This is a genomic window from Mycobacterium appelbergii (genome assembly GCF_032883035.1).
In the GTDB taxonomy this organism is placed as follows: Bacteria; Actinomycetota; Actinomycetes; order Mycobacteriales; family Mycobacteriaceae; genus Mycobacterium; species Mycobacterium appelbergii.
In genome coordinates this window covers 120,460-138,979 of record NZ_JAMQTH010000009.1, presented here as the reverse complement: position 1 = coordinate 138,979, position 18,520 = coordinate 120,460, and the positions used below count along the sequence as shown (strand labels likewise).

Here is an 18,520-nt window from a genome sequence, read left to right as displayed (position 1 = left end):
CGGCGCAGAAACTCAGCTGCCGGGTTCGGGTATCGGCAGGATGTCGGGCGCAGGCGCCTGCACCGGCAGCAGCACGATGAATCGGGTGTCGCCCGGCACCGATTGCACCCGCAGATCGCCGCGATGTTTCTCCACCACGATGCGCCACGCCAGGTCAAGGCCGAGCCCGGTGCCCTCACCGAATGCCTTGGTGGTGAAGAACGGGGTGAAGATGCGCTCGATGATGTCCTCGGAAATGCCCGGCCCGTCGTCGCAGATCTCCACGCGCACCAGATCCCCCTCGCGGAAGGTGCGCACCGTCAGCGTGCCCTTGCCGTCCATCGCCTGGATCGCGTTCTCGATGAGGTTGGTCCACACCTGGTTGAGATCACCCGGGTAGCACTGCAGTTCGGGCAGGGACTTGTCGCAGTCCTTGACCAGCCGGATTCCCTTGCCCTCCTTGCCGATCCGGTCGCCGAACATCATCAGGGTGCTGTGCAGCAGTTCGTGCACATCGGCGCTCTGATACGGCGCCCGGTCCATCTGTGAGTACTGCTTGGCGCCGGCCAGCAGCGCTGAGATCCGCTTGCTCGCCTCGGCGATCTGATTCATCAGAAGTTCGGTGTCGATCGTGTACTTCAGCCAGCCGAGCGCACCCTGCAGCGACGCGGTGGCGTCGACGTCATCGATCGACGCCGAGACCCGCTCCAGCCAATCGGTGTCCAGTCCGGCCTCGACGAAAGTGGGCGCGTAATCCCAGCCGTTGACGATGTCGCGATCATCGAGCCAGTCGCCGATCTGGTCCTCACGATCGGAGGTCTCGAGCGCCGTCAGATTCTGCACCTTGGACTTGGCGACCTGTTCTGCGACCTCGTCCTGGATCCTGGTCAGGACGCGCAGCGCCTCGGGGGTGAACTTCCCGTCGGCGAGCATGGCCAGTTTGTGCCGCATCTTGCCGACCCGGTCGCGCAGATCGCCGACCGCACGCGCGGTGGCCGCCGCCGGATTGTTGAGCTGATGGGTCAGGCCCGCCGACAGCTGGCCGAGCGCGAGCAGTTTCTCCCGTTGGCCGATGATCTGGCGACTGCGCAACCCGCCGACCTTGTGACCTTCCAGCAGGTGCACCGCCATCGGGAACTCCGAGCGCATGAAGTCCGCGTACGCGTCGGCGTCGAGCACGAAGAACCGGGATGGGCGGGTCACCCGCACCGAGGCCTCGTACACGGGCTGCTCACCGGGGATGTAAGCCGACCACGCACCGCAATACACCCCGCGCATCGAGGTGCGGTTGGTCTCGATGTCGATGCCGCCGGACTTCATGCTCATCACGAGTTCGCCGTCGATCATCACGTAGAAGCACGTCGCGGGTTCACCCTCGAGGCACACCGGCCCGGGTTCGAAGGTCGCTATGTGCCCGTTGGCACACAACCTGTCGAGCTGCTCGTCGGACAGCGACTCGAACAGGAACAGTGTCCGTAGTTCGTCGCGCACACAGATCTCGCCCATTTTGCTCAGCTCCTCAAGCCTCGGCCAGGTAGCGGTGCACCAGCATTACCGCCATCGACCCTTCGCCGACCGCGGCGGCCACCCGTTTGGCGGAATCAGCGCGCACATCTCCTGCAACAAACACACCGGGCACACTTGTTTCCAAGTGGTGCGGCGGCCGGTCCAACGTCCAGCCGCACACATCCCGCAGGTCCGGTCCGGCCAGGATGAATCCGTGGCCGTCGCGGGCCACCACACCGTCGAGCCAGTCGGTGCGCGGCGTCGCGCCGATGAAACAACACATGCGCGACGAGGTCACCTCCTCGCGCTCGCCGGTCCGCTTGTTCTCCAGCACCAGGCCGACGAGATGGTCGTCCTCGCCCCGCGTGCCGACGACTTCGGTGCAGGTCCGCACGGTGATGTTGGGTGTCTGCTCGATCTGCTGGATCAGGTAATAGGACATCGACGTATCCAGTGACGGTCCCCGCACCAGCAGCGTCACGGATCGCGCCGTGCGCGACATGAACATCGCCGCCTGACCCGCCGAGTTGGCGCCGCCCACGATGTAGACATCCTCGTCGGCGCACTCGGCGGCGTCGGAGACCGAGGCGCCGTAGTAGACGCCGCGGCCGACGAAATTCAGCGGGTTGTCGGGATCGTCCCAACACCCGGGGACGGACAGCTGGCGGTAGTCGACGCCGGTGGCCAGGATCACCGCCCTGGCACCGATGGTGTCGCCGTTGGAAAAGGTGATGGTGCGCGCCGCGCCTGCGATGTCCAGCGCGGTGGCCGCCCTGGTGGTGATGACCTCGGCGCCGAAGCGTTCGGCCTGACGCCGGGCCGAGGTGGCGAGCTCCGCGCCGGACACCCCGGTGGGGAAGCCGAGGTAGTTCTCGATGCGCGAACTGCGGCCGGCCTGCCCACCCGTGGCGGCGCCCTCGATCAGCACCGTCTTGAGTCCCTCGGAGGCGCCGTACACCGCCGCGGCCAGCCCGGCAGGCCCGCCGCCGATGACGGCCAGGTCGTACATGTTCAACGACGGCGAGGTCGACAGCCCCAGCATGTCGGCGAGTTCACCGTTACTGGGCTCCACCAGCGTGGCACCGCCCTCGGTGATCACCACCGGCAGCTGCAACCCGTCGAGGCCCGCAGCCTCCAGCAGCTGGCGGCCCTTGGGTTCGTCGGAGGTGAACGCGCGGTAGGTGTGCTGGTTGCGGGCCAGGAACTGGCGCACTTCCCAGGACCGTGGGCTCCACTGGTGGCCGATCACCTTGGTGTGCGGAATGGCCCGGTCGCCGACGGCCTGCCAGGTCTCCAGCAGCCCGTCGACCACCGGGTAGAGCTTTTCCTCCGGCGGATCCCACGGCTTGAGCAGGTAGTGGTCCAGGTCGACGACGTTGATCGCGTCGATCGCCGCGGTGGTGTCGGCGTACGCGGTCAACAACACGCGGCGGGCCATCGGGTAGAGGTCCATCGCGGCTTCGAGGAACTCGATGCCACTCATCTGCGGCATCCGGTAATCGGCGACGAACACCGCCACGGTGTCGCCGCGCAGCTTCAACTCGTTGAGCGTTTCCAATGCGTCCGGACCGGATTCGGCGCGCACGATGCGGTACCGCTCGCCGTAGTGGCGGCGCAGATCACGCGCCACCGCACGGGAAACGGCAGGGTCGTCGTCGACGGTGAGGATGACAGGTTTACGGGGCTGGGGGACGGGTCCAGTCATATCACCACCAATTATGCGCCGGTAGGCCAGCGATTATCTCGGTTGCCTCCAGTACGGCCGTCACAGGGGTGCGACGGCGTCGTTGACGGGCCCTGGCGTCGAACCGTTCGAACCCTTCAACATCGCGGCCACATCGATGCCCGACGTCTTGAGCGCCTCGACGATCTTGGCCACCGCCAACGGGCTGACCCCGAGCAGGCCGCCCATCGCATCCTGCACGTCGCCCGAGCCGCCGATGATGGACAGCCGGTCGATCTCGGACAGCGGCGTCGCGGCCGCCTCGGTGGCCTTGACGACCGAGGCGAGCACGTCCGGCAGCATCAACAGCCGGGCCGCGTCCGCGGTGTAGCTGTTGAGCGCGGCCGCGATCTCCTTCTTGCCGTTCGCCTCGGCGAGCAGTTTGGCCTCGATGCCCGCGGCCTCGGCCTGCTGTTCGACCCGCAGTGCGTCCGCCAGCTCCTTCTTGCCCGCGGCCTCGGCGACCAGCTTGGCCTGCAGACTGTCCGCCTCGGCCTGCTTCTCCACGCGCAGCGCGTCGGCGGCGGCCTTGCGGGCGTCGGCCTCGGCCTGCCCGGCGCGGCGCTGCGCCTCGGCACTGGCTTCCGCGGCCAGGATCGCCGCCTGGCGCTGACCTTCCGCGCGGGCGATATCGGCCTGTCGTTGTGCCTCGGCCGGGGCGATCACATCGGCCTGCAGGGCGGCGGTGGCCTGTTCACTGCGCCGCTGTTCGACCTCGATGCGGGCTTGCACCCGGGCGGCCTCTGCCTGTTCGGTGGCGATGCCGACGTCCTTCTGGGCGCGGGCGTTGGCCAGCGGGCCCGCCTGGTCGGCCTCGGCGTTCTCGGCCTCGGTCTGGGCGCGCAACCGGGCCAGTTCCACGTCGCGCTTCTGATTGGCGGTCGCGATGGCGGTGTCGGCCTCTGCCTGGGCCACCGATCCCTCCTGGCGTGCCTTCGCGGATCGGATCTGGGCGTCGCGCTCGGCCTCGGCGGTGCCGACGGCCGCATCACGCTTGACCTCGGCGATGCGTCGCTGCCCCAGCGACTTGAGGTAGTCATTGGCGTCGGAGATGCCTGCGATCTTGAGGACGTCGACCTCCATGCCGATGCGGGCCAGGTCGCCGCCGGCTTCCTCGACCACGCTGCGCGCCAGGGTGTCACGGTTGGAGTTGAGGTCCTCGACGGTCATGGTCGCGGTGATACCGCGCAGGCTGCCCGCGAGGATTTCGTTGATCTGGCGCTGCAACTCATTGAGATCGGAGGTGAGGAACCGCTGCACCGCGGTCTGCACGGCCTCATCCGCCGATCCGATCCGCACCAACCCCACGGCCTCGACGTTGACCGGAACGCCGTTGTTGGACAACGCGTTCTGCAGGTTGATGCTGACGTTGAACGGTTCGAGGCTCATGATGTCGACGCGTTCGATGCCGGGTACGCGGAACCGGGCCCCGCCCCGCACCACCTTCGGCTGCCCCCGCCCGGTGAACACGGCGACCTCGTTGGGCGGAACCTTGATGTAGTTCTTGACGTACACCAGCGGCAGTACCACCAGGATCAGGATGGCGGCGACGGCGACGAGGATGACGATGAGCAGCAGGGACATGGTGTTGGCCTTTCTTGCGGTTCCGGGCTCGGGTACCGCTCAGGTTTGTGGAACAGCGACGACGTGAACGAAATCGGCGTCGATGTCGGCGATGTAGACACGGGTCGCCTTGGACAGGGCTTCGGGTTCGCTGCTCTTGGCCCGGGAGAACACCCGGTTGCCGTCCCCGTCGACGAAGGAGACCTCACCCCAGCCGCCGGCAGGCACCTCAAGGGTGACCGTCCCAAGCAGCCCGATGTAGGAAGACCGACCTTTGTGTGAATTGGCCTGTTGTCTGCGCATGTAGGGCAGCAGGAGCCCGTTGAGTCCGACGACCAGCACCACCGCGCACGCGGCGGCGAGCACTGCGGCCCCGAAGGCGCCCATTCCCACCCAGGTGCCGATCAACCCGCCGGTGCCTGCGCCGACGAGGGCAGCGGAGAGTCCGGTGAGGCTCAGGAACGGCATCCCGTCCCCGTGTCCGACATCGGCCAGCAGCAACGCGGCCAGTACCGACACACCGCCGACGATGAACGCCGCCAGGTATACCGCCATCACGTGTTCTGTTCTCCAGTTCCGGGGCCGTCGCAAGCGCCGGGGGAGGCGCAGCTCACTATGAACCATTGTCACGTGTTCCGGGGCCGTTGAGTGCATGAATATTCGGTGGCCTACCGCTGGCCAGCTGTGATTTTGGCGCAGGCCCCCGAGCGGGTATTGTGGACCAATGGTGCGGCTTTCGCGCCGGCTTTTTGTGCGCCCCGTCCTGGAACTGCTGGAATTTCTGGAATTCTATCGATCCGGCTCACGTTTTTAAGTCGGTTGAAGGCTGTGCCGAGCACGGGCTGCAGTGAGACGAAGAAGCAACGAAACGAAAGCAAGGTCGCCAGAAAGTATGGCCAAGAAAGACGGTGCCATCGAGGTCGAGGGTCGCGTGGTCGAACCTCTGCCCAATGCGATGTTTCGCATTGAGCTGGAGAACGGACACAAGGTCCTGGCCCACATCAGCGGCAAGATGCGGCAGCACTACATCCGCATCCTGCCCGAGGATCGGGTGGTGGTGGAGCTTTCTCCCTACGACCTGTCCCGGGGCCGCATCGTGTACCGGTACAAGTGACCCAAGAGCCCGACCAGTAACGACGAGAAGAGTGGCGAGCGCATGCGTGCGCCACCGACGGAATCAGAAGGATCGAAACAGCCGTGAAGGTGAACCCGAGCGTCAAGCCCATCTGTGATAAGTGCAGGGTGATCCGCCGGCATGGGCGGGTCATGGTGATCTGCAGCGATCCGCGCCACAAGCAGCGGCAAGGCTGATCAGAAGCACTTTCCGCACCACCCACAACTGAATGCAGACCTCCCAGCACCAATGAGTTGCCTGGCGCGCCAGCGCCAAAAAAGACGATTAGCGCTGCTCGACACGTCCGGTACGGAGGCCGGACCCCACAGACAGACGACGTGGGAACGGACTGGGAACAGACCTCCGCATAGAAGAAGGAATGGCACACGTGGCCCGACTTATGGGCGTCGATCTCCCGCGCGACAAGCGCATGGAGATCGCGCTGACCTACATCTACGGCATCGGCCGTACCCGCTCCCAGGAGATCCTTGCCGGCACCGGCATCGACAGGGACATGCGCACGAAGGACCTGACCGACGATCAGGTGACGCAGCTGCGCGACTACATCGAAGGCAACCTCAAGGTTGAGGGTGACCTGCGCCGCGAGGTGCAGGCCGACATTCGCCGCAAGATTGAGATCGGCTGCTACCAGGGCCTGCGGCACCGTCGCGGCCTGCCGGTGCGCGGCCAGCGGACCAAGACCAATGCGCGCACCCGCAAGGGCCCGAAGCGCACCATCGCCGGCAAGAAGAAGGCCAGGTAAGCCATGCCACCGAAGAAGGCAGGCGCCCCCAAGAAGGGCGTCAAGACCCGCCGCCGGGAAAAGAAGAACATTCCGCTCGGCGCCGCGCACATCAAGAGCACGTTCAACAACACCATCGTGTCGATCACCGATCCGCAGGGCAACGTCATCGCCTGGGCATCGTCGGGTCACGTCGGTTTCAAGGGATCGCGCAAGTCGACTCCGTTCGCCGCACAGCTGGCCGCCGAGAACGCCGCCCGCAAGGCGCAGGAACACGGCGTCAAGAAGGTCGACGTGTTCGTGAAGGGCCCGGGTTCGGGCCGCGAAACCGCGATCCGCTCGCTGCAGGCCGCAGGCCTGGAAGTCGGGCAGATTTCTGACGTCACCCCGCAGCCTCACAACGGTTGCCGTCCGCCCAAGCGGCGCCGGGTCTAGAAGGAGATCAGACACTAATGGCTCGTTACACCGGACCCGCGACACGCAAGTCGCGTCGCCTGGGCGTCGACCTCATCGGCGGCGACCAGTCGTTCGAGAAGCGCCCCTACCCGCCCGGCCAGCACGGCCGCGCCCGGGTGAAGGAAAGCGAATACCGCCTGCAGCTGCAGGAGAAGCAGAAGGCCCGCTTCACCTACGGCGTCATGGAGAAGCAGTTCCGTCGGTACTACGAGGAGGCCAACCGCGTCTCCGGCAAGACCGGTGAGAACCTGCTGCGCATCCTGGAGACCCGGCTGGACAACGTCGTGTACCGCGCCGGGCTCGCCCGCACGCGCCGCATGGCCCGCCAGCTGGTCAGCCACGGCCACTTCACCGTCAACGGTGTCAAGGTCGACATCCCGAGCTACCGGGTGTCGCAGTACGACATCATCGACATCAAAGAGAAGTCGCTGAACACGCTGCCGTTCGAGGCGGCACGGCAGGCCGCGGGCGAGCGCCCGGTCCCGTCCTGGCTGCAGGTCGTCGGCGACCGTCAGCGCATCCTGGTACACCAGCTGCCCGAGCGTGCACAGATCGTTGTGCCGCTGGCCGAGCAGCTCATCGTCGAGTTCTACTCGAAGTAAGAAGCCGGCCCGTCGAGGTGGCGGGCCGGTCCACTTAACGGCATCAAATAGCGGGTGCCGAGAAGGAGATAGAGAACACATGCTGATCTCTCAGCGACCCACATTGTCCGAGGAGAGCATTGCCGAGAACCGCTCCAAGTTCGTCATCGAACCGTTGGAGCCCGGTTTCGGGTACACCTTGGGCAACTCGCTTCGGCGGACGCTGCTGTCGTCCATCCCGGGCGCAGCGGTCACCAGCATCCGTATCGACGGTGTGCTGCACGAGTTCACCACCGTTCCCGGGGTGAAGGAAGACGTCACCGACATCATCCTGAACCTCAAGGGCCTGGTCGTGTCCTCCGAGGAGGACGAGCCGGTCACCATGTACCTGCGCAAGCAGGGCCCGGGTGCGGTCACCGCCGGTGACATCGTGCCGCCGGCCGGTGTGACCGTGCACAACCCGGACATGCACATCGCCACCCTGAACGACAAGGGCAAGCTGGAGGTCGAGCTCGTCGTCGAGCGTGGCCGTGGTTACGTCCCCGCCGTGCAGAACAAGGCCTCGGGCGCCGAGATCGGCCGTATCCCGGTCGATTCCATCTACAGCCCCGTGCTCAAGGTGACCTACAAGGTGGAGGCCACCCGTGTCGAGCAGCGCACCGACTTCGACAAGCTGATCCTCGACGTCGAGACCAAGAACTCGATCACCCCGCGCGACGCACTGGCCTCGGCCGGTAAGACGCTGGTTGAACTGTTCGGTCTGGCCCGGGAGCTCAACGTCGAGGCGGAAGGCATCGAGATCGGGCCGTCGCCCGCCGAGGCCGACCACATCGCGTCGTTCGCGCTGCCCATCGATGATCTCGACCTGACGGTTCGTTCGTACAACTGCCTCAAGCGTGAGGGCGTGCACACGGTCGGCGAGTTGGTCGCCCGCACGGAGTCCGATCTGCTGGACATCCGGAACTTCGGCCAGAAGTCCATCGACGAGGTGAAGATCAAGCTGCACCAGCTGGGTCTGTCGTTGAAGGACAGCCCGGCCACGTTCGATCCGTCCGAGGTCGCCGGTTACGACGCCGCCACCGGCACCTGGACCAGCGACGCCAGTTACGACCTGGACACCGACCAGGACTACGCCGAAACCGAACAGCTCTAACCCAATTTCTCGAAAGAGAACCGTCCCGGTCCTACCTGATACGGGGATCGGCCCCATTTAGGAGATAGTCGCAATGCCCAAGCCCACCAAGGGACCTCGCCTCGGCGGGTCGTCTTCGCACCAGAAGGCGCTACTGGCCAACTTGGCCACGGCGCTCTTCGAGCACGGCCGGATCAAGACGACCGAGCCCAAGGCCCGGGCGTTGCGGCCGTACGCGGAGAAGCTGATCACCCACGCCAAGAAGGGCGACCTGCACAACCGGCGTGAGGTGCTCAAGAAGATCCGCGATAAGGATGTGGTGCACACCCTGTTCGCCGAGATCGGCCCGTTCTTCGCCGATCGCGCCGGCGGCTACACCCGCATCATCAAGGTCGAGAACCGCAAGGGCGACAACGCCCCCATGGCGGTCATCGAACTGGTGCGGGAGAAGACCGTGACCTCCGAAGCTGACCGTGCGCGCCGCGCGGCGGCCTCGCAGGCCAAGGCGGCAGAAGCCCCGGCTGAGGAAGCCCCGACCGAGGAAGCTCCGGCTGAGGAAGTCAAGGCCGAGGAGACCCCCGAGGTCGAGACCGAGGCCGAAGAGGCCGAGGCCACGGATGAGGCTGACGAAGCCAAGTCCTGAGGACGTTCGCAACATGCCCGCCATCGATTCCGGTGGCGGGCATGTTCGTTTACGCCTCGATATCGCCTACGACGGCACCGACTTCGCGGGCTGGGCGGCCCAAGCCGGCCAGCGCACCGTGGCCGGAGTGATCGACGAGGCGTTGTCGACGGTGTTCCGCACCCCGGTCGTGACCAGGACCGCGGGACGGACCGATACCGGAGTGCACGCCACCGGCCAGGTGGCGCACGTTGATGTTCCGGCCGAGGCGCTGCCGCATGCCTACTCGCGGACCGTGCGCTCATCGGAGTCCGAGTTCGCGGCATTGGTCCGGCGGCTCGGCCGGTTCCTGCCGACCGACGTCCGGATCCGCAACGTCGTCCGCGCTCCGGCCGGCTTCGACGCCAGATTCTCCGCACTGCGCAGGCACTACGCCTACCGGTTGTGCACGGCCCCCTGGGGGGTCGAACCGCAGGAGAGGCGCTACGTCACGCCGTGGCCCCGGCCGCTGGATGTCGAGGCGATGACGGCGGCGTCGCGGGAACTATTGGGACTGAACGATTTTGCCGCGTTCTGTCGGCACCGTCCCGGCGCGACGACCATCCGGGATCTGCAGCGCCTGGACTGGAGCCGCGACGGGCACTACATCACCGCCTATGTCACGGCAGATGCGTTCTGCTGGAACATGGTTCGATCGCTGGTCGGTGCGTTGCTCGCGGTGGGGGAGGGCAGGCGGTCACCGGACTGGACGGCCGGGCTGTTGAGCGCCACCAGTCGATCGAGCGCGTTCGCCGCCGCCCCGGCGCGCGGGCTGACGCTCGTGCACGTCGACTATCCGCCCGACGACCAACTGGTCGCCCGTAGCGCCGTCACTCGGGATCTGCGCTCGCTCTGAGTAATGTGCTCGCCCGCCTGCCTGTGTCGAACGTGTAGGTTTTCGTGAGAATTACCTCGAATTCCTCGATTCGCCTCGACCATCGACCACACCTCCTCGGGGTCGAGGCCGGTCTTGTTCATCAATGCATCCAGGATCGGCACCGCTTCGGTGTTCGGCAACAGCCGGCTTAGGTCGAACGCCGTGCGCGCCACGACGCCAGCATCGGCGGGTCCACCGACAAGCTGTGGCCTCGGTGTGTCTAGATCCGCCCTGCGACGAAGTCGGCGGCCTGATTGGGCATGCCCGCGTCGATGTAGGCGTTGGCGAGGTGCTGCGACCAATTGCTTTCCCAGGTGTTCGGGTCAGCCGGGTTGCAGATCGGGTCGGCGCCGTGGCACAGGTCGATGGTGCGGTCCCGGTAGACCGGGCTGATCGCTCCGATGGGCCCTGCCCATGCGCTGCCGTTGCCGAACACTGCGACGGCAGCGATGTGGGATTCCATACCGGGCGGCAGGGGATTTTTAAAGCCGAAGAATGCCATGGGAACCGCGAGCACCACATCGGTGACTGCGGCGCCCAGCGAATAACCGCCGAGCACCACGCGGGTGTCAGGGCAGTTGGCGGCCATGGATTGCACGTGCTGGCTCATATCATTGGCACCGATGTCGATCTCGTTGTCCGCGGGGTACTGCACGGCGTAGACGCCGACGTTCTTGTCCGTCTTGGAGCGCAGCGCGCTGACAAACGCGTTGCCGAGTTTGCCGACACCCGGAGGCTCGGTGCGGCCCCGGGCAAACACCACCTCGACTTCCGGGCACGGTGCGGCCGAGGCGGCCGGCAGCCCGTTGCCCTCGAACATCACCGCGGGTGCGACGGGCAGAACAAGCGCCGCGGCCATCGTGATCACGGCCGCAGAGAACCAACGCCGGAACCGTCGGCCGGTGGGATGTTTGACCATCTAACTGATAGTAGCCGAACGAATTAGCGAGTTCGGTGAATATTCGGGGCTCCGCTAGAGCCGGCCCGCCACGAAGTCGGCCGCCTGGCTGGCTGCACCTTCGTAGGCGCGGTGCGCGGCGACGCTGTCGCCGTCGGTGCAGACCGGATCTCCACCGTTGCACATGTCGATCGCTCTGGTGCCGTAGACCGGGCTGGCCGTGAGCGGTAGGCCAAGTTTGGCCGTCGGATTGCCGAATACCGCGACCGCTGCGACGTGCTCGGGAACGTTCGGCGGCAGCGGAGAATTGAATCCGATCGCGGGGAAGGGGACGGCAGCGATGACGTCGATCACCGCAGCGCCCTGCGAGTAGCCGCCCAGCACGAGCCGGGTGGCCGGGCAGTTGTCCACCATCCACTGGATGTGACCGCTGGCGTCGTTGGCGCCGTTGGCCGCGGCCAGGAAGTCGTAGCTGGCCGGATAGTTCACCGCGTACGTGCCCACGGAGCGGCCGCCGACCTTGTTTCGCAGCGAATTGACGAAAGCGCTGCCGATCCGTCCGAGACCGGGGGCCTCACTGGTTCCACGGGCGAAGACGACCTGGATGTCGGGGCAATCCTCGGCTGCCGCCACACCGAGGCCACCGGTCGGCCTCGGCGCGAGCACGGGCAAAACTAGGGCGGCTACCGCGACGAGCGCGGCGGTAGCGACGAGCAGGGTACAACGGCGAACAAGATCAAAGGTCACACCGAATATTAGCCCGAACGGCCGTCAAACCATTCCCGCGATGAATCCCGCGGCCTGTGGAATAAAGGCCGAGCTCTCATAGTGAGTGTGCGCGAACGGATTACGGCCGTCGGAACAGATCGGATCGCCATCGCTGCACAAGTCGATCGCCCGGCCGCCGAATCTGCTTGAGGTGACCGGTATCCCGAACTTGGCCGAGGGATTGCCGAACACTGCGACGGCCGCGATGTTGTCCGACAGGTTGCCCGGCAGGGGCGGCGCGGATCCGACGTCGCCGACCTTGTTGCCCAGTGGCGGGATACCCGCCAGCATGTCCACCACTGCCGCGCCCTGTGAGTAGCCACCGAGCACGATGCGCGTCGACGGGCAGTCCTGTGCCATCGCCGCGATGTGATTGGTGGCGTCGTTGGCGCCGTCCGCGGCGGCCAGGAAATCGTAGGTCGCGGGGTAGTTCACCCCGTAGGTGCTGACGGAGCGACCGCCGAGCTGGGACTGCAGCGCGTCGGCGAGTGCCTGGCCGACACGGCCGACACCGGGTGCCTCACTGGTGCCGCGGGCGAACACGACCTCCACATCGGGGCAGGGTGCGGCGCCCGCGACGGGGGCAGGGGCCACCGCGAGGGCGGCACCGGAAAACAGAACTGCGGAGGCGATCGCGGCCAGTCGGGCCGGCATCCGGAGAAAAGTCACGATCGCCATCGTCACACAAAATGGTTAGCCAGGGCTAATCGTTTGCTCAGGTGTCGCATTTTGCCCAGGGGCATCAGGCCAGCAGGCTTCGGCGATTGTCCGGGATTCCTGTTCGTTGCGGTCGCCCTGGCGGGCCAGCGCCAGGCCGAGCAAGACGACTGCGCCGCCAACGGCCTGGATGAGCGTGATCGCTTCACCCAGCAGGATCCAGGCGGCCAGAACCGCGAACATCACCTCTGACAGGCCCACCAGTGAGGCAAAGCGGGGCTTGAGGCGCGCAATGCCGAGGATGCCCAGGGTGTAGGCGAGCGCGGTCGGGATCAGGCCGAGCGCGATGACCGGCACCAGCCACGACGTGGTGAAACCTGCGATGGTCACCGGGCTGGCGGTGAACTTCAGCTGCATCACGCCGGTGATCCCCAGCAACCCGACCGCGGCCGCACCGACGATCAGGCCGCCGGTGGCCAGGCTGATCGGGTTCAGACCGTCTCCGGCGGTGCTCACCCGGTTGGACATCATGAAGTAGCAGGCCGCACAGACCGCCGCGGCCAGGCCCCAACCGACGCCGACGATGTTGATGTGTGCTCCGGTGAACACATTGAGCACGAGCATGATCCCCGCCACAGCCAGGCCGACACCGGCGAACGTCATGGGACTGGGCCGGTGCCGGGTGGTGGCCCACAGCCAACCCACGACCAGGATCGGGGCGGTGTACTCCAACAGCAGTGCCACACCGACCGACAAGTGTGCGACGGCGTTGTAATAGAACAGCTGCGCGCCGGCGATGGGCACCAGGCCGTAGGCGATCACCATTCTGGTGTGGCGGATGGCCTCGCGGGCCCACCCGGGACGCACGATGCTCGCGAAGACGATCATCGCGAAGGCCCCACCGGCGAGCCGGGCCGTGGCGGCCGCGACGGGGCTCCAGCCGGCCTCCATGAGGGCTTTGGCGAAGGGGCCCGACGACCCGAACGCCAGCGCGGAGCTGACGGCGAACAGCAGACCAATCCGGAACTGACCGGCTGCGGTCAGCCGGTCGAGTTGGGTCGTGGCCATCGGTACACCTCCCCGAGGCATGTCATGAGTAAAGTGGAAGTTGGTCATGACGCTACGGCGAAAGGGGGTCATGGGTCAAATGCTTTTTACTTATGACACGGATCTCACGTTGCGGGCCGCCTGCATGCTGGTCAACAGCGACCGGGTGAACGGCGACGAGCTCGGTGACGCCGCCGGTCTCGGCAGATATCTCGATCATTTCGGCTGGACCGGGCGGCGCGACCGGGACGACGTCGAGCTGCGGGCCGTGCACCGCCTGCGGGTGCGGGTGGGGGAGATCTGGGCCGTCGCCGACGACGAGGAACACGCCGTCACCCTGGTGAACGCACTGCTCGGCGACAACAAGGCGTCGCCGTGGCTGACCAGGCATCCGGAGAACCCGGACTGGCACCTGCATCTGGCGTCGGCCGACGATCCGCTGTGGCAGCGGGTGGGCGCCGAGATCGCGATGGCCCTGGCCGACCTGATCCGGATGGGTGAGCTCCGGCGGCTCAAGATCTGCGCGGCGCCGGACTGCGAGGCAGTGTTGACGGACCTGTCCCGCAACCGGTCGCGAATGTTCTGCGACACCGGCAACTGTGGCAACCGCCAGCACGTCGCGGCCTACCGACAGCGTCAACGCGAGGAGTAAATCTTCTGCGCCAGGGACGTTCGGCGCCGGGTTACGGTGATGGCCGGGGGAAATATGGCACGACAACCGGCATCGCGGTTACAGCTGAGCGGTTACCGATTCCTGATTCGGCGCACTGAGCACGCCTTGGTGCGTGGTGACGCCCGGATGCTCGACGATCCCCTTCGTGCGCAATCGATCTCGTTGGCAGCCGGCTGCCTGCTCGCTGTCATTGCGGTCGTGGCATGCGTGGTGCTGGCCGTGCTGCGTCCCGACGGCGCTCTCGGCAGTGCGCCGATCCTGATGACGCGGACGTCCGGCGCGCTGCATGTGCGCATCGGCGACACCATCCATCCTGTTCTCAACCTGGCCTCGGCCCGATTGATCGCAGGCACGCCCGCCGATCCGAAGCCGGTCGGCGATGCGGTGATCGCGGCGGCCAAACGTGGGCCGCTTGTCGGGATACCCGGTGCGCCGACGCAGATCGATCCTGCGCTGAGCATCGAAGAATCCGGCTGGACGGTCTGCGATGTGAGTGATCCGCCCGCGACGGTGCTGGTCGTGGGACGGCGCGGCGGGGACACCCGCCCACAGCGCCCTGGCCAGGCGATGCTCGTGAGGCCGCGCGGGGAGAGCGCCGCGACCACCTATCTGCTGTTCGACGGCCGCCGCGCGGTGGTCGATCTGCGCGATATGGCCGTGGTGCGCGCGCTGCGACTGGAAGGCGTTGCACCCCGCGATGTCTCGCGCGCACTTTTGGACACCGTGCCCGAGGTCCCGGCCATTCGGGCGCCGGTGATCGCCGACGCCGGCGCGCCGGGACCGCCGGCGTTGGGTGGCCTCACGATAGGCAGTGTGGTCAGGGTGATTCGGGCTGATCTCGGCGGGGCCGAGTTCTATGTCGTCCTCGGCGCCGGGCTGCAGCGCATCGGTGCGGTCGCGGCCGATCTCATCCGATTCACCGTGGCCCAACCGCGCAGTGAACCGGTCACCGTCGCGGCCGACGCCCTCGTCGATGTTCCGTTTGTCGAGACCCTGCCGGTGGCCGCGTTCCCAGCCGGGGTCCGGCAGCCGGCCGGTGCCGTGGTGTGTGCCGGCTGGGATGTACGACAGGCCGGTCCGGATACGAATACCACACTGCTGGTGGGTGATTCATTGCCACAGGAGGCGCTGACCCTGGCGCAGGCCGACGAGTCGGGCCCCAACATCGACCGGGTCCTGATCCCCGCGGGCCGTAGCGCACTGGTGCGGTCCGCCGCGGTGACCGGTGACGACGGCACCCCGGGCTCGCTGTACCTCGTCAACGACCTCGGAGTCCGGTTCGGCATCCACGATGACGAGGTTGCCACGCGCCTCGGCCTGACCGCTGCCGCTGTCCCCGCGCCGTGGCCGATGCTGGCGTCGCTGCCGCGAGGACCGGAACTGAGCACGGCCGCCGCCTCAGTCGTCGGGGATTCTCCGTCGTAACCGTCTGGAAGACAGGATAAGTGCCGACAGCACCGCCGCGGCGACACAGACTGCCGCCCCACCGAACGCGACCCGGCGCGGCTGTGGATCAGCGAATACGGGCGGGCGCGCTGCTACCGTCGGTACGGTGCGCGTGGGAACCGCTGGTACTCCGGGGCCTGCGCTGAGCGCAGCCAGCGCGTCGACCACTCCGTTCCCCACGAACGGATCCCAATCGCCCGGCGGACGGTGCGCGGTTGAGGTGATGCGCCGCATCACTTCACGTGCACTCAACTGAGGGAACCGGGACCGGACCAACGCGGCGATGCCCGCGATCGTCGGCGCTGCGTAACTGGTACCCGAGATCGGACTCCCGTCGGCAAGCGTGTCGATCAATCCTTCCCCATCCGGATGCAACGACACGATGCCCTCGCCCGGCGCGGCCACGTCCACCCACGGTCCGCCGAGGCTGAACTCCGAAGGCCTGCCGTCGGAACCGACCGACCCGACACAGAGCACCAGATCGTCATACCAAGCGGGACTGGCCACCGAGCGGACGTCCTCCCAGTTCGGCCTGCCGGCGGGACCGGACGCCGGGTTCTGCTCCGGGCAGTGCCCGGCCCCGCCGACATTGCCCGCCGCCGTGACGACGACGACGTTCTTGACATCCACTGCATAGGCCAGGGCCGCCCCGAGCGCACGGTCGTCGAGACGATCCGCGACCGCAACGCACGCAACGGTCGATATGTTGATCACGGTGGCGCCCAGGTCGGCCGCGGTGCGAACCGCCTCGGCCATGGTCTCGACGTCTCCCACCCCGAGTGCGCCACCGGCCGCTCTGAACTTGTTGCTGGACTGGCGGATACTCAGAATCGTCGCCTCAGGGGCGACTCCACTGAAACCGGTGGTGTTCGCCGCGCCGCCGATGATCCCGGCGACGATGGTGCCGTGACCGTCGCAATCGAGCGTGCCGTCGCCGCGCGATACGTAGTCGCCGCCACCGACGAGATGCGGCAGTAGACGATGGCGGGTGACCCCGGTGTCGATCACCGCCACTGTCTGCCCGGCCCCGCGGGCCAGCCGCCACACGTCGTCCATCTTGTGGGCATCGCCTGCGTCGGTGTGGGTTTGCGGGCTGAAGCAGGGCTCGCGTTGTTCGGTCTGGTGTGTGGGCGAGGGCGGTGCCGGTGGTGGCAGCAGTCCATTGTCGACGACCGGTGGCACCACGGCTGTGGCCGCCGGTGCCACCGCAACCGCGAGCGCGATGGGTGCCGCCGAGACCAGCCTGCACAATCGGCTCACAACAGGCTCAGACTGCGGACGAGATCGAAAGCCCCTGCCAGCCAACACGCCAGCGGCGCCACCAACGCCAGGGCGATGTACTCCATTGCGTCGACGGCACGTAATGCTGCGGGCCCGGCAGGTGCCGTGGGTGTCAACGCGGCCAGGCCGACGACCACCACGGCGATGCCTGTCCAGCTGGCGTGGCTAGGCGACCACACCACCACGAGCGTGAATGTTGCGGTCAGGCCCACGAACCCGGCCGCCAGCAGCGCCGTCCGGCAGCTTCGGGACGCGTAGGACCGTGACCGCAGTACCAACGCCAACCCGACCGCGGTGGTCAAGGCCATCGCCACCGGTGTCACCGGGTGCCGGCCACTCACCGCGATGAGCAGCGTACCCAGCGCCGCCGCGGCGCAGCAGCCGATCACCAGGCCGGTCAGACTGCGGTGCCCGCGCGTCACGCGGACGTCATCGACGGGTGCGGACTCGATGTCGGTTTCGTCGTCCTGCCCGGGAATCCGCGGAGTGAGGCCGGCCATCGCGACCGACAGGCGCGGTGCCACCGTCAGGGCGCCCAGCGCGACCGCGGACACCAGTGCCCCGAGGGCCTGCACCGTCAGCGGCCACAGCACCGCGCCCGCCGTCGCGACGGCAACCGTCACCGTGAACGCGAGGATCCCGGTCAATGTCACCGTGTCGAGCGCCGCGTCGTCACCGGAAACCCGAAGCAGCACCGCGCCTGCCGAGGCTCCGGCAACCGCGGCCAGGAAGGCGTTGGCTGCTCCCGGACCGCCAGGGACGACCAGGAAACCGAGCACCGCGGCCTGCACCACCACGGATACGTTCAGCATCGCCACGATCGGAGCGCCGGGACGCAGGCGATGTGCGGCGACGGCGGCAATGATGGTTGCCGCGGCCGCCAGGCCCGCTGCGGCGATGTGGGACCCGGTGTGGACGCCGAGCGCGGCGAAACCCAGCGCCGACGCACCGAGCAGCGAAGACCACAGACAGGCGGCGGCGCGCCACAGTGGGTGGGGACGGCTCTTCGGTTCGTCGACGGCGAGGACGGTGGTGACCGACTGCTCGCAGCGGTACGGAGCCGGCACCGTCGCAGCGGTCAGCAGCAGCAGTTCGCCGTCTTGAATATCGTTCTGCGCCAGCGTCGTCGACTCATTCAGTGACGATCCGCCGATGCGGGTGAGTCGAAAGCGCCGCAGCACGTCGCCGCGGGCGCCGAGCGCGTCGAGGATCGACGGCATCAGTGCACCGACGGCCAGTGCAGTCGGCAGCGAAAGGTCGACCGTGGCGGGACGATCGTCGGTGTCGTCCATCCAGTGAATCGACACGCGGCACAGCGCATCCGGCATCTCATCACCCCCCGGGTTGACACCAGTGGATCCACCGTAGCCGACCGCGGAGGCCTCCCCGCACAGCAATTTTCGTGATTGTGGATGG

General features: G+C 67.1%; 20 protein-coding genes. 10 read left to right on the top strand and 10 right to left on the bottom strand.

Going from position 1 to position 18,520, the window contains the following annotated elements; genetic code table 11:
* Positions 1-12: 12 nt before the first annotated feature.
* From M1247_RS21425 to M1247_RS21410, 4 genes are read right to left on the bottom strand one after another with little or no spacing between them, the layout of a single operon-like run.
* Complete coding sequence (locus M1247_RS21425; protein WP_317158397.1) at positions 13-1,485, bottom strand: sensor histidine kinase; 1,473 nt, start codon at positions 1,483-1,485, stop codon at positions 13-15.
* Positions 1,486-1,498: 13 nt separating this feature from the next.
* The gene (locus M1247_RS21420; RefSeq protein WP_317158396.1) at positions 1,499-3,190 is read right to left on the bottom strand and encodes an NAD(P)/FAD-dependent oxidoreductase; all 1,692 of its coding nucleotides are present in this window, start codon (positions 3,188-3,190) and stop codon (positions 1,499-1,501) included.
* 60 nt (positions 3,191-3,250) lie between these two features.
* The gene (locus tag M1247_RS21415; protein ID WP_317158395.1) at positions 3,251-4,792 is read right to left on the bottom strand and encodes a flotillin family protein; all 1,542 of its coding nucleotides are present in this window, start codon (positions 4,790-4,792) and stop codon (positions 3,251-3,253) included.
* 39 nt (positions 4,793-4,831) lie between these two features.
* A complete protein-coding gene (locus M1247_RS21410; RefSeq protein ID WP_317158394.1) occupies positions 4,832-5,326 on the bottom strand; it encodes an NfeD family membrane protein in 495 nt (164 codons plus the stop codon).
* Positions 5,327-5,663: 337 nt separating this feature from the next.
* On the opposite strand from M1247_RS21410, the gene infA reads away from it, so the two are divergent.
* The 8 genes from infA to truA all read left to right on the top strand — a co-directional run bounded on the left by infA (position 5,664) and on the right by truA (position 10,313).
* Positions 5,664-5,885, top strand: coding sequence for a translation initiation factor IF-1 (gene infA, locus M1247_RS21405; protein ID WP_003418601.1), 222 nt, complete (start codon positions 5,664-5,666; stop codon positions 5,883-5,885).
* Between the two features lie 83 nt (positions 5,886-5,968).
* The gene (rpmJ, locus tag M1247_RS21400; protein ID WP_003879483.1) at positions 5,969-6,082 is read left to right on the top strand and encodes a 50S ribosomal protein L36; all 114 of its coding nucleotides are present in this window, start codon (positions 5,969-5,971) and stop codon (positions 6,080-6,082) included.
* A gap of 191 nt (positions 6,083-6,273) precedes the next feature.
* Complete coding sequence (gene rpsM, locus M1247_RS21395) at positions 6,274-6,648, top strand: 30S ribosomal protein S13 (RefSeq protein WP_317158591.1); 375 nt, start codon at positions 6,274-6,276, stop codon at positions 6,646-6,648.
* Between the two features lie 3 nt (positions 6,649-6,651).
* Entirely contained in the window at positions 6,652-7,062 is a 411-nt protein-coding gene (gene rpsK, locus M1247_RS21390) for a 30S ribosomal protein S11 (RefSeq protein WP_317158393.1), read from the top strand.
* A 17-nt stretch (positions 7,063-7,079) separates the two neighbouring features.
* Positions 7,080-7,685 (top strand): 30S ribosomal protein S4, encoded by a 606-nt coding sequence (gene rpsD, locus M1247_RS21385; protein WP_317158392.1) that lies wholly within the window; start codon positions 7,080-7,082, stop codon positions 7,683-7,685.
* A 79-nt stretch (positions 7,686-7,764) separates the two neighbouring features.
* The gene (locus tag M1247_RS21380; RefSeq protein WP_317158391.1) at positions 7,765-8,817 is read left to right on the top strand and encodes a DNA-directed RNA polymerase subunit alpha; all 1,053 of its coding nucleotides are present in this window, start codon (positions 7,765-7,767) and stop codon (positions 8,815-8,817) included.
* A 73-nt stretch (positions 8,818-8,890) separates the two neighbouring features.
* Positions 8,891-9,439, top strand: a complete 549-nt coding sequence (gene rplQ / locus M1247_RS21375; RefSeq protein WP_317158390.1) for a 50S ribosomal protein L17 — start codon at positions 8,891-8,893, stop codon at positions 9,437-9,439.
* A 13-nt stretch (positions 9,440-9,452) separates the two neighbouring features.
* The gene (gene truA, locus M1247_RS21370; RefSeq protein ID WP_410506912.1) at positions 9,453-10,313 is read left to right on the top strand and encodes a tRNA pseudouridine(38-40) synthase TruA; all 861 of its coding nucleotides are present in this window, start codon (positions 9,453-9,455) and stop codon (positions 10,311-10,313) included.
* Positions 10,314-10,554: 241 nt separating this feature from the next.
* Here truA and M1247_RS21365 read toward each other — a convergent pair whose 3' ends face one another.
* The 4 genes from M1247_RS21365 to M1247_RS21350 form a co-directional block, all read right to left on the bottom strand.
* Entirely contained in the window at positions 10,555-11,193 is a 639-nt protein-coding gene (locus tag M1247_RS21365) for a cutinase family protein (RefSeq protein ID WP_317158590.1), read from the bottom strand.
* A 114-nt stretch (positions 11,194-11,307) separates the two neighbouring features.
* Positions 11,308-11,979, bottom strand: a complete 672-nt coding sequence (locus M1247_RS21360; protein ID WP_317158388.1) for a cutinase family protein — start codon at positions 11,977-11,979, stop codon at positions 11,308-11,310.
* A 24-nt stretch (positions 11,980-12,003) separates the two neighbouring features.
* Positions 12,004-12,678: a cutinase family protein gene (locus M1247_RS21355; RefSeq protein ID WP_317158589.1), complete on the bottom strand. Its 675-nt coding sequence runs from the start codon at positions 12,676-12,678 to the stop codon at positions 12,004-12,006.
* A 15-nt stretch (positions 12,679-12,693) separates the two neighbouring features.
* Complete coding sequence (locus M1247_RS21350; RefSeq protein WP_317158387.1) at positions 12,694-13,725, bottom strand: EamA family transporter; 1,032 nt, start codon at positions 13,723-13,725, stop codon at positions 12,694-12,696.
* A 79-nt stretch (positions 13,726-13,804) separates the two neighbouring features.
* On the opposite strand from M1247_RS21350, the gene M1247_RS21345 reads away from it, so the two are divergent.
* Together M1247_RS21345 and eccB are read left to right on the top strand one after the other, a co-directional pair.
* Positions 13,805-14,356 (top strand): CGNR zinc finger domain-containing protein, encoded by a 552-nt coding sequence (locus M1247_RS21345; RefSeq protein WP_317158588.1) that lies wholly within the window; start codon positions 13,805-13,807, stop codon positions 14,354-14,356.
* 54 nt (positions 14,357-14,410) lie between these two features.
* Positions 14,411-15,802: a type VII secretion protein EccB gene (gene eccB, locus M1247_RS21340; protein WP_317158386.1), complete on the top strand. Its 1,392-nt coding sequence runs from the start codon at positions 14,411-14,413 to the stop codon at positions 15,800-15,802.
* Here eccB and mycP read toward each other — a convergent pair.
* Together mycP and eccD are read right to left on the bottom strand one after the other, a co-directional pair.
* Positions 15,776-17,083: a type VII secretion-associated serine protease mycosin gene (gene mycP, locus M1247_RS21335; protein ID WP_317158385.1), complete on the bottom strand. Its 1,308-nt coding sequence runs from the start codon at positions 17,081-17,083 to the stop codon at positions 15,776-15,778. The genes eccB and mycP overlap by 27 nt on opposite strands.
* Positions 17,080-18,432, bottom strand: coding sequence for a type VII secretion integral membrane protein EccD (eccD, locus tag M1247_RS21330; protein WP_317158384.1), 1,353 nt, complete (start codon positions 18,430-18,432; stop codon positions 17,080-17,082). The genes mycP and eccD overlap by 4 nt, the downstream gene beginning before the upstream one ends.
* Between the last annotated feature and the right edge of the window lie 88 nt (positions 18,433-18,520).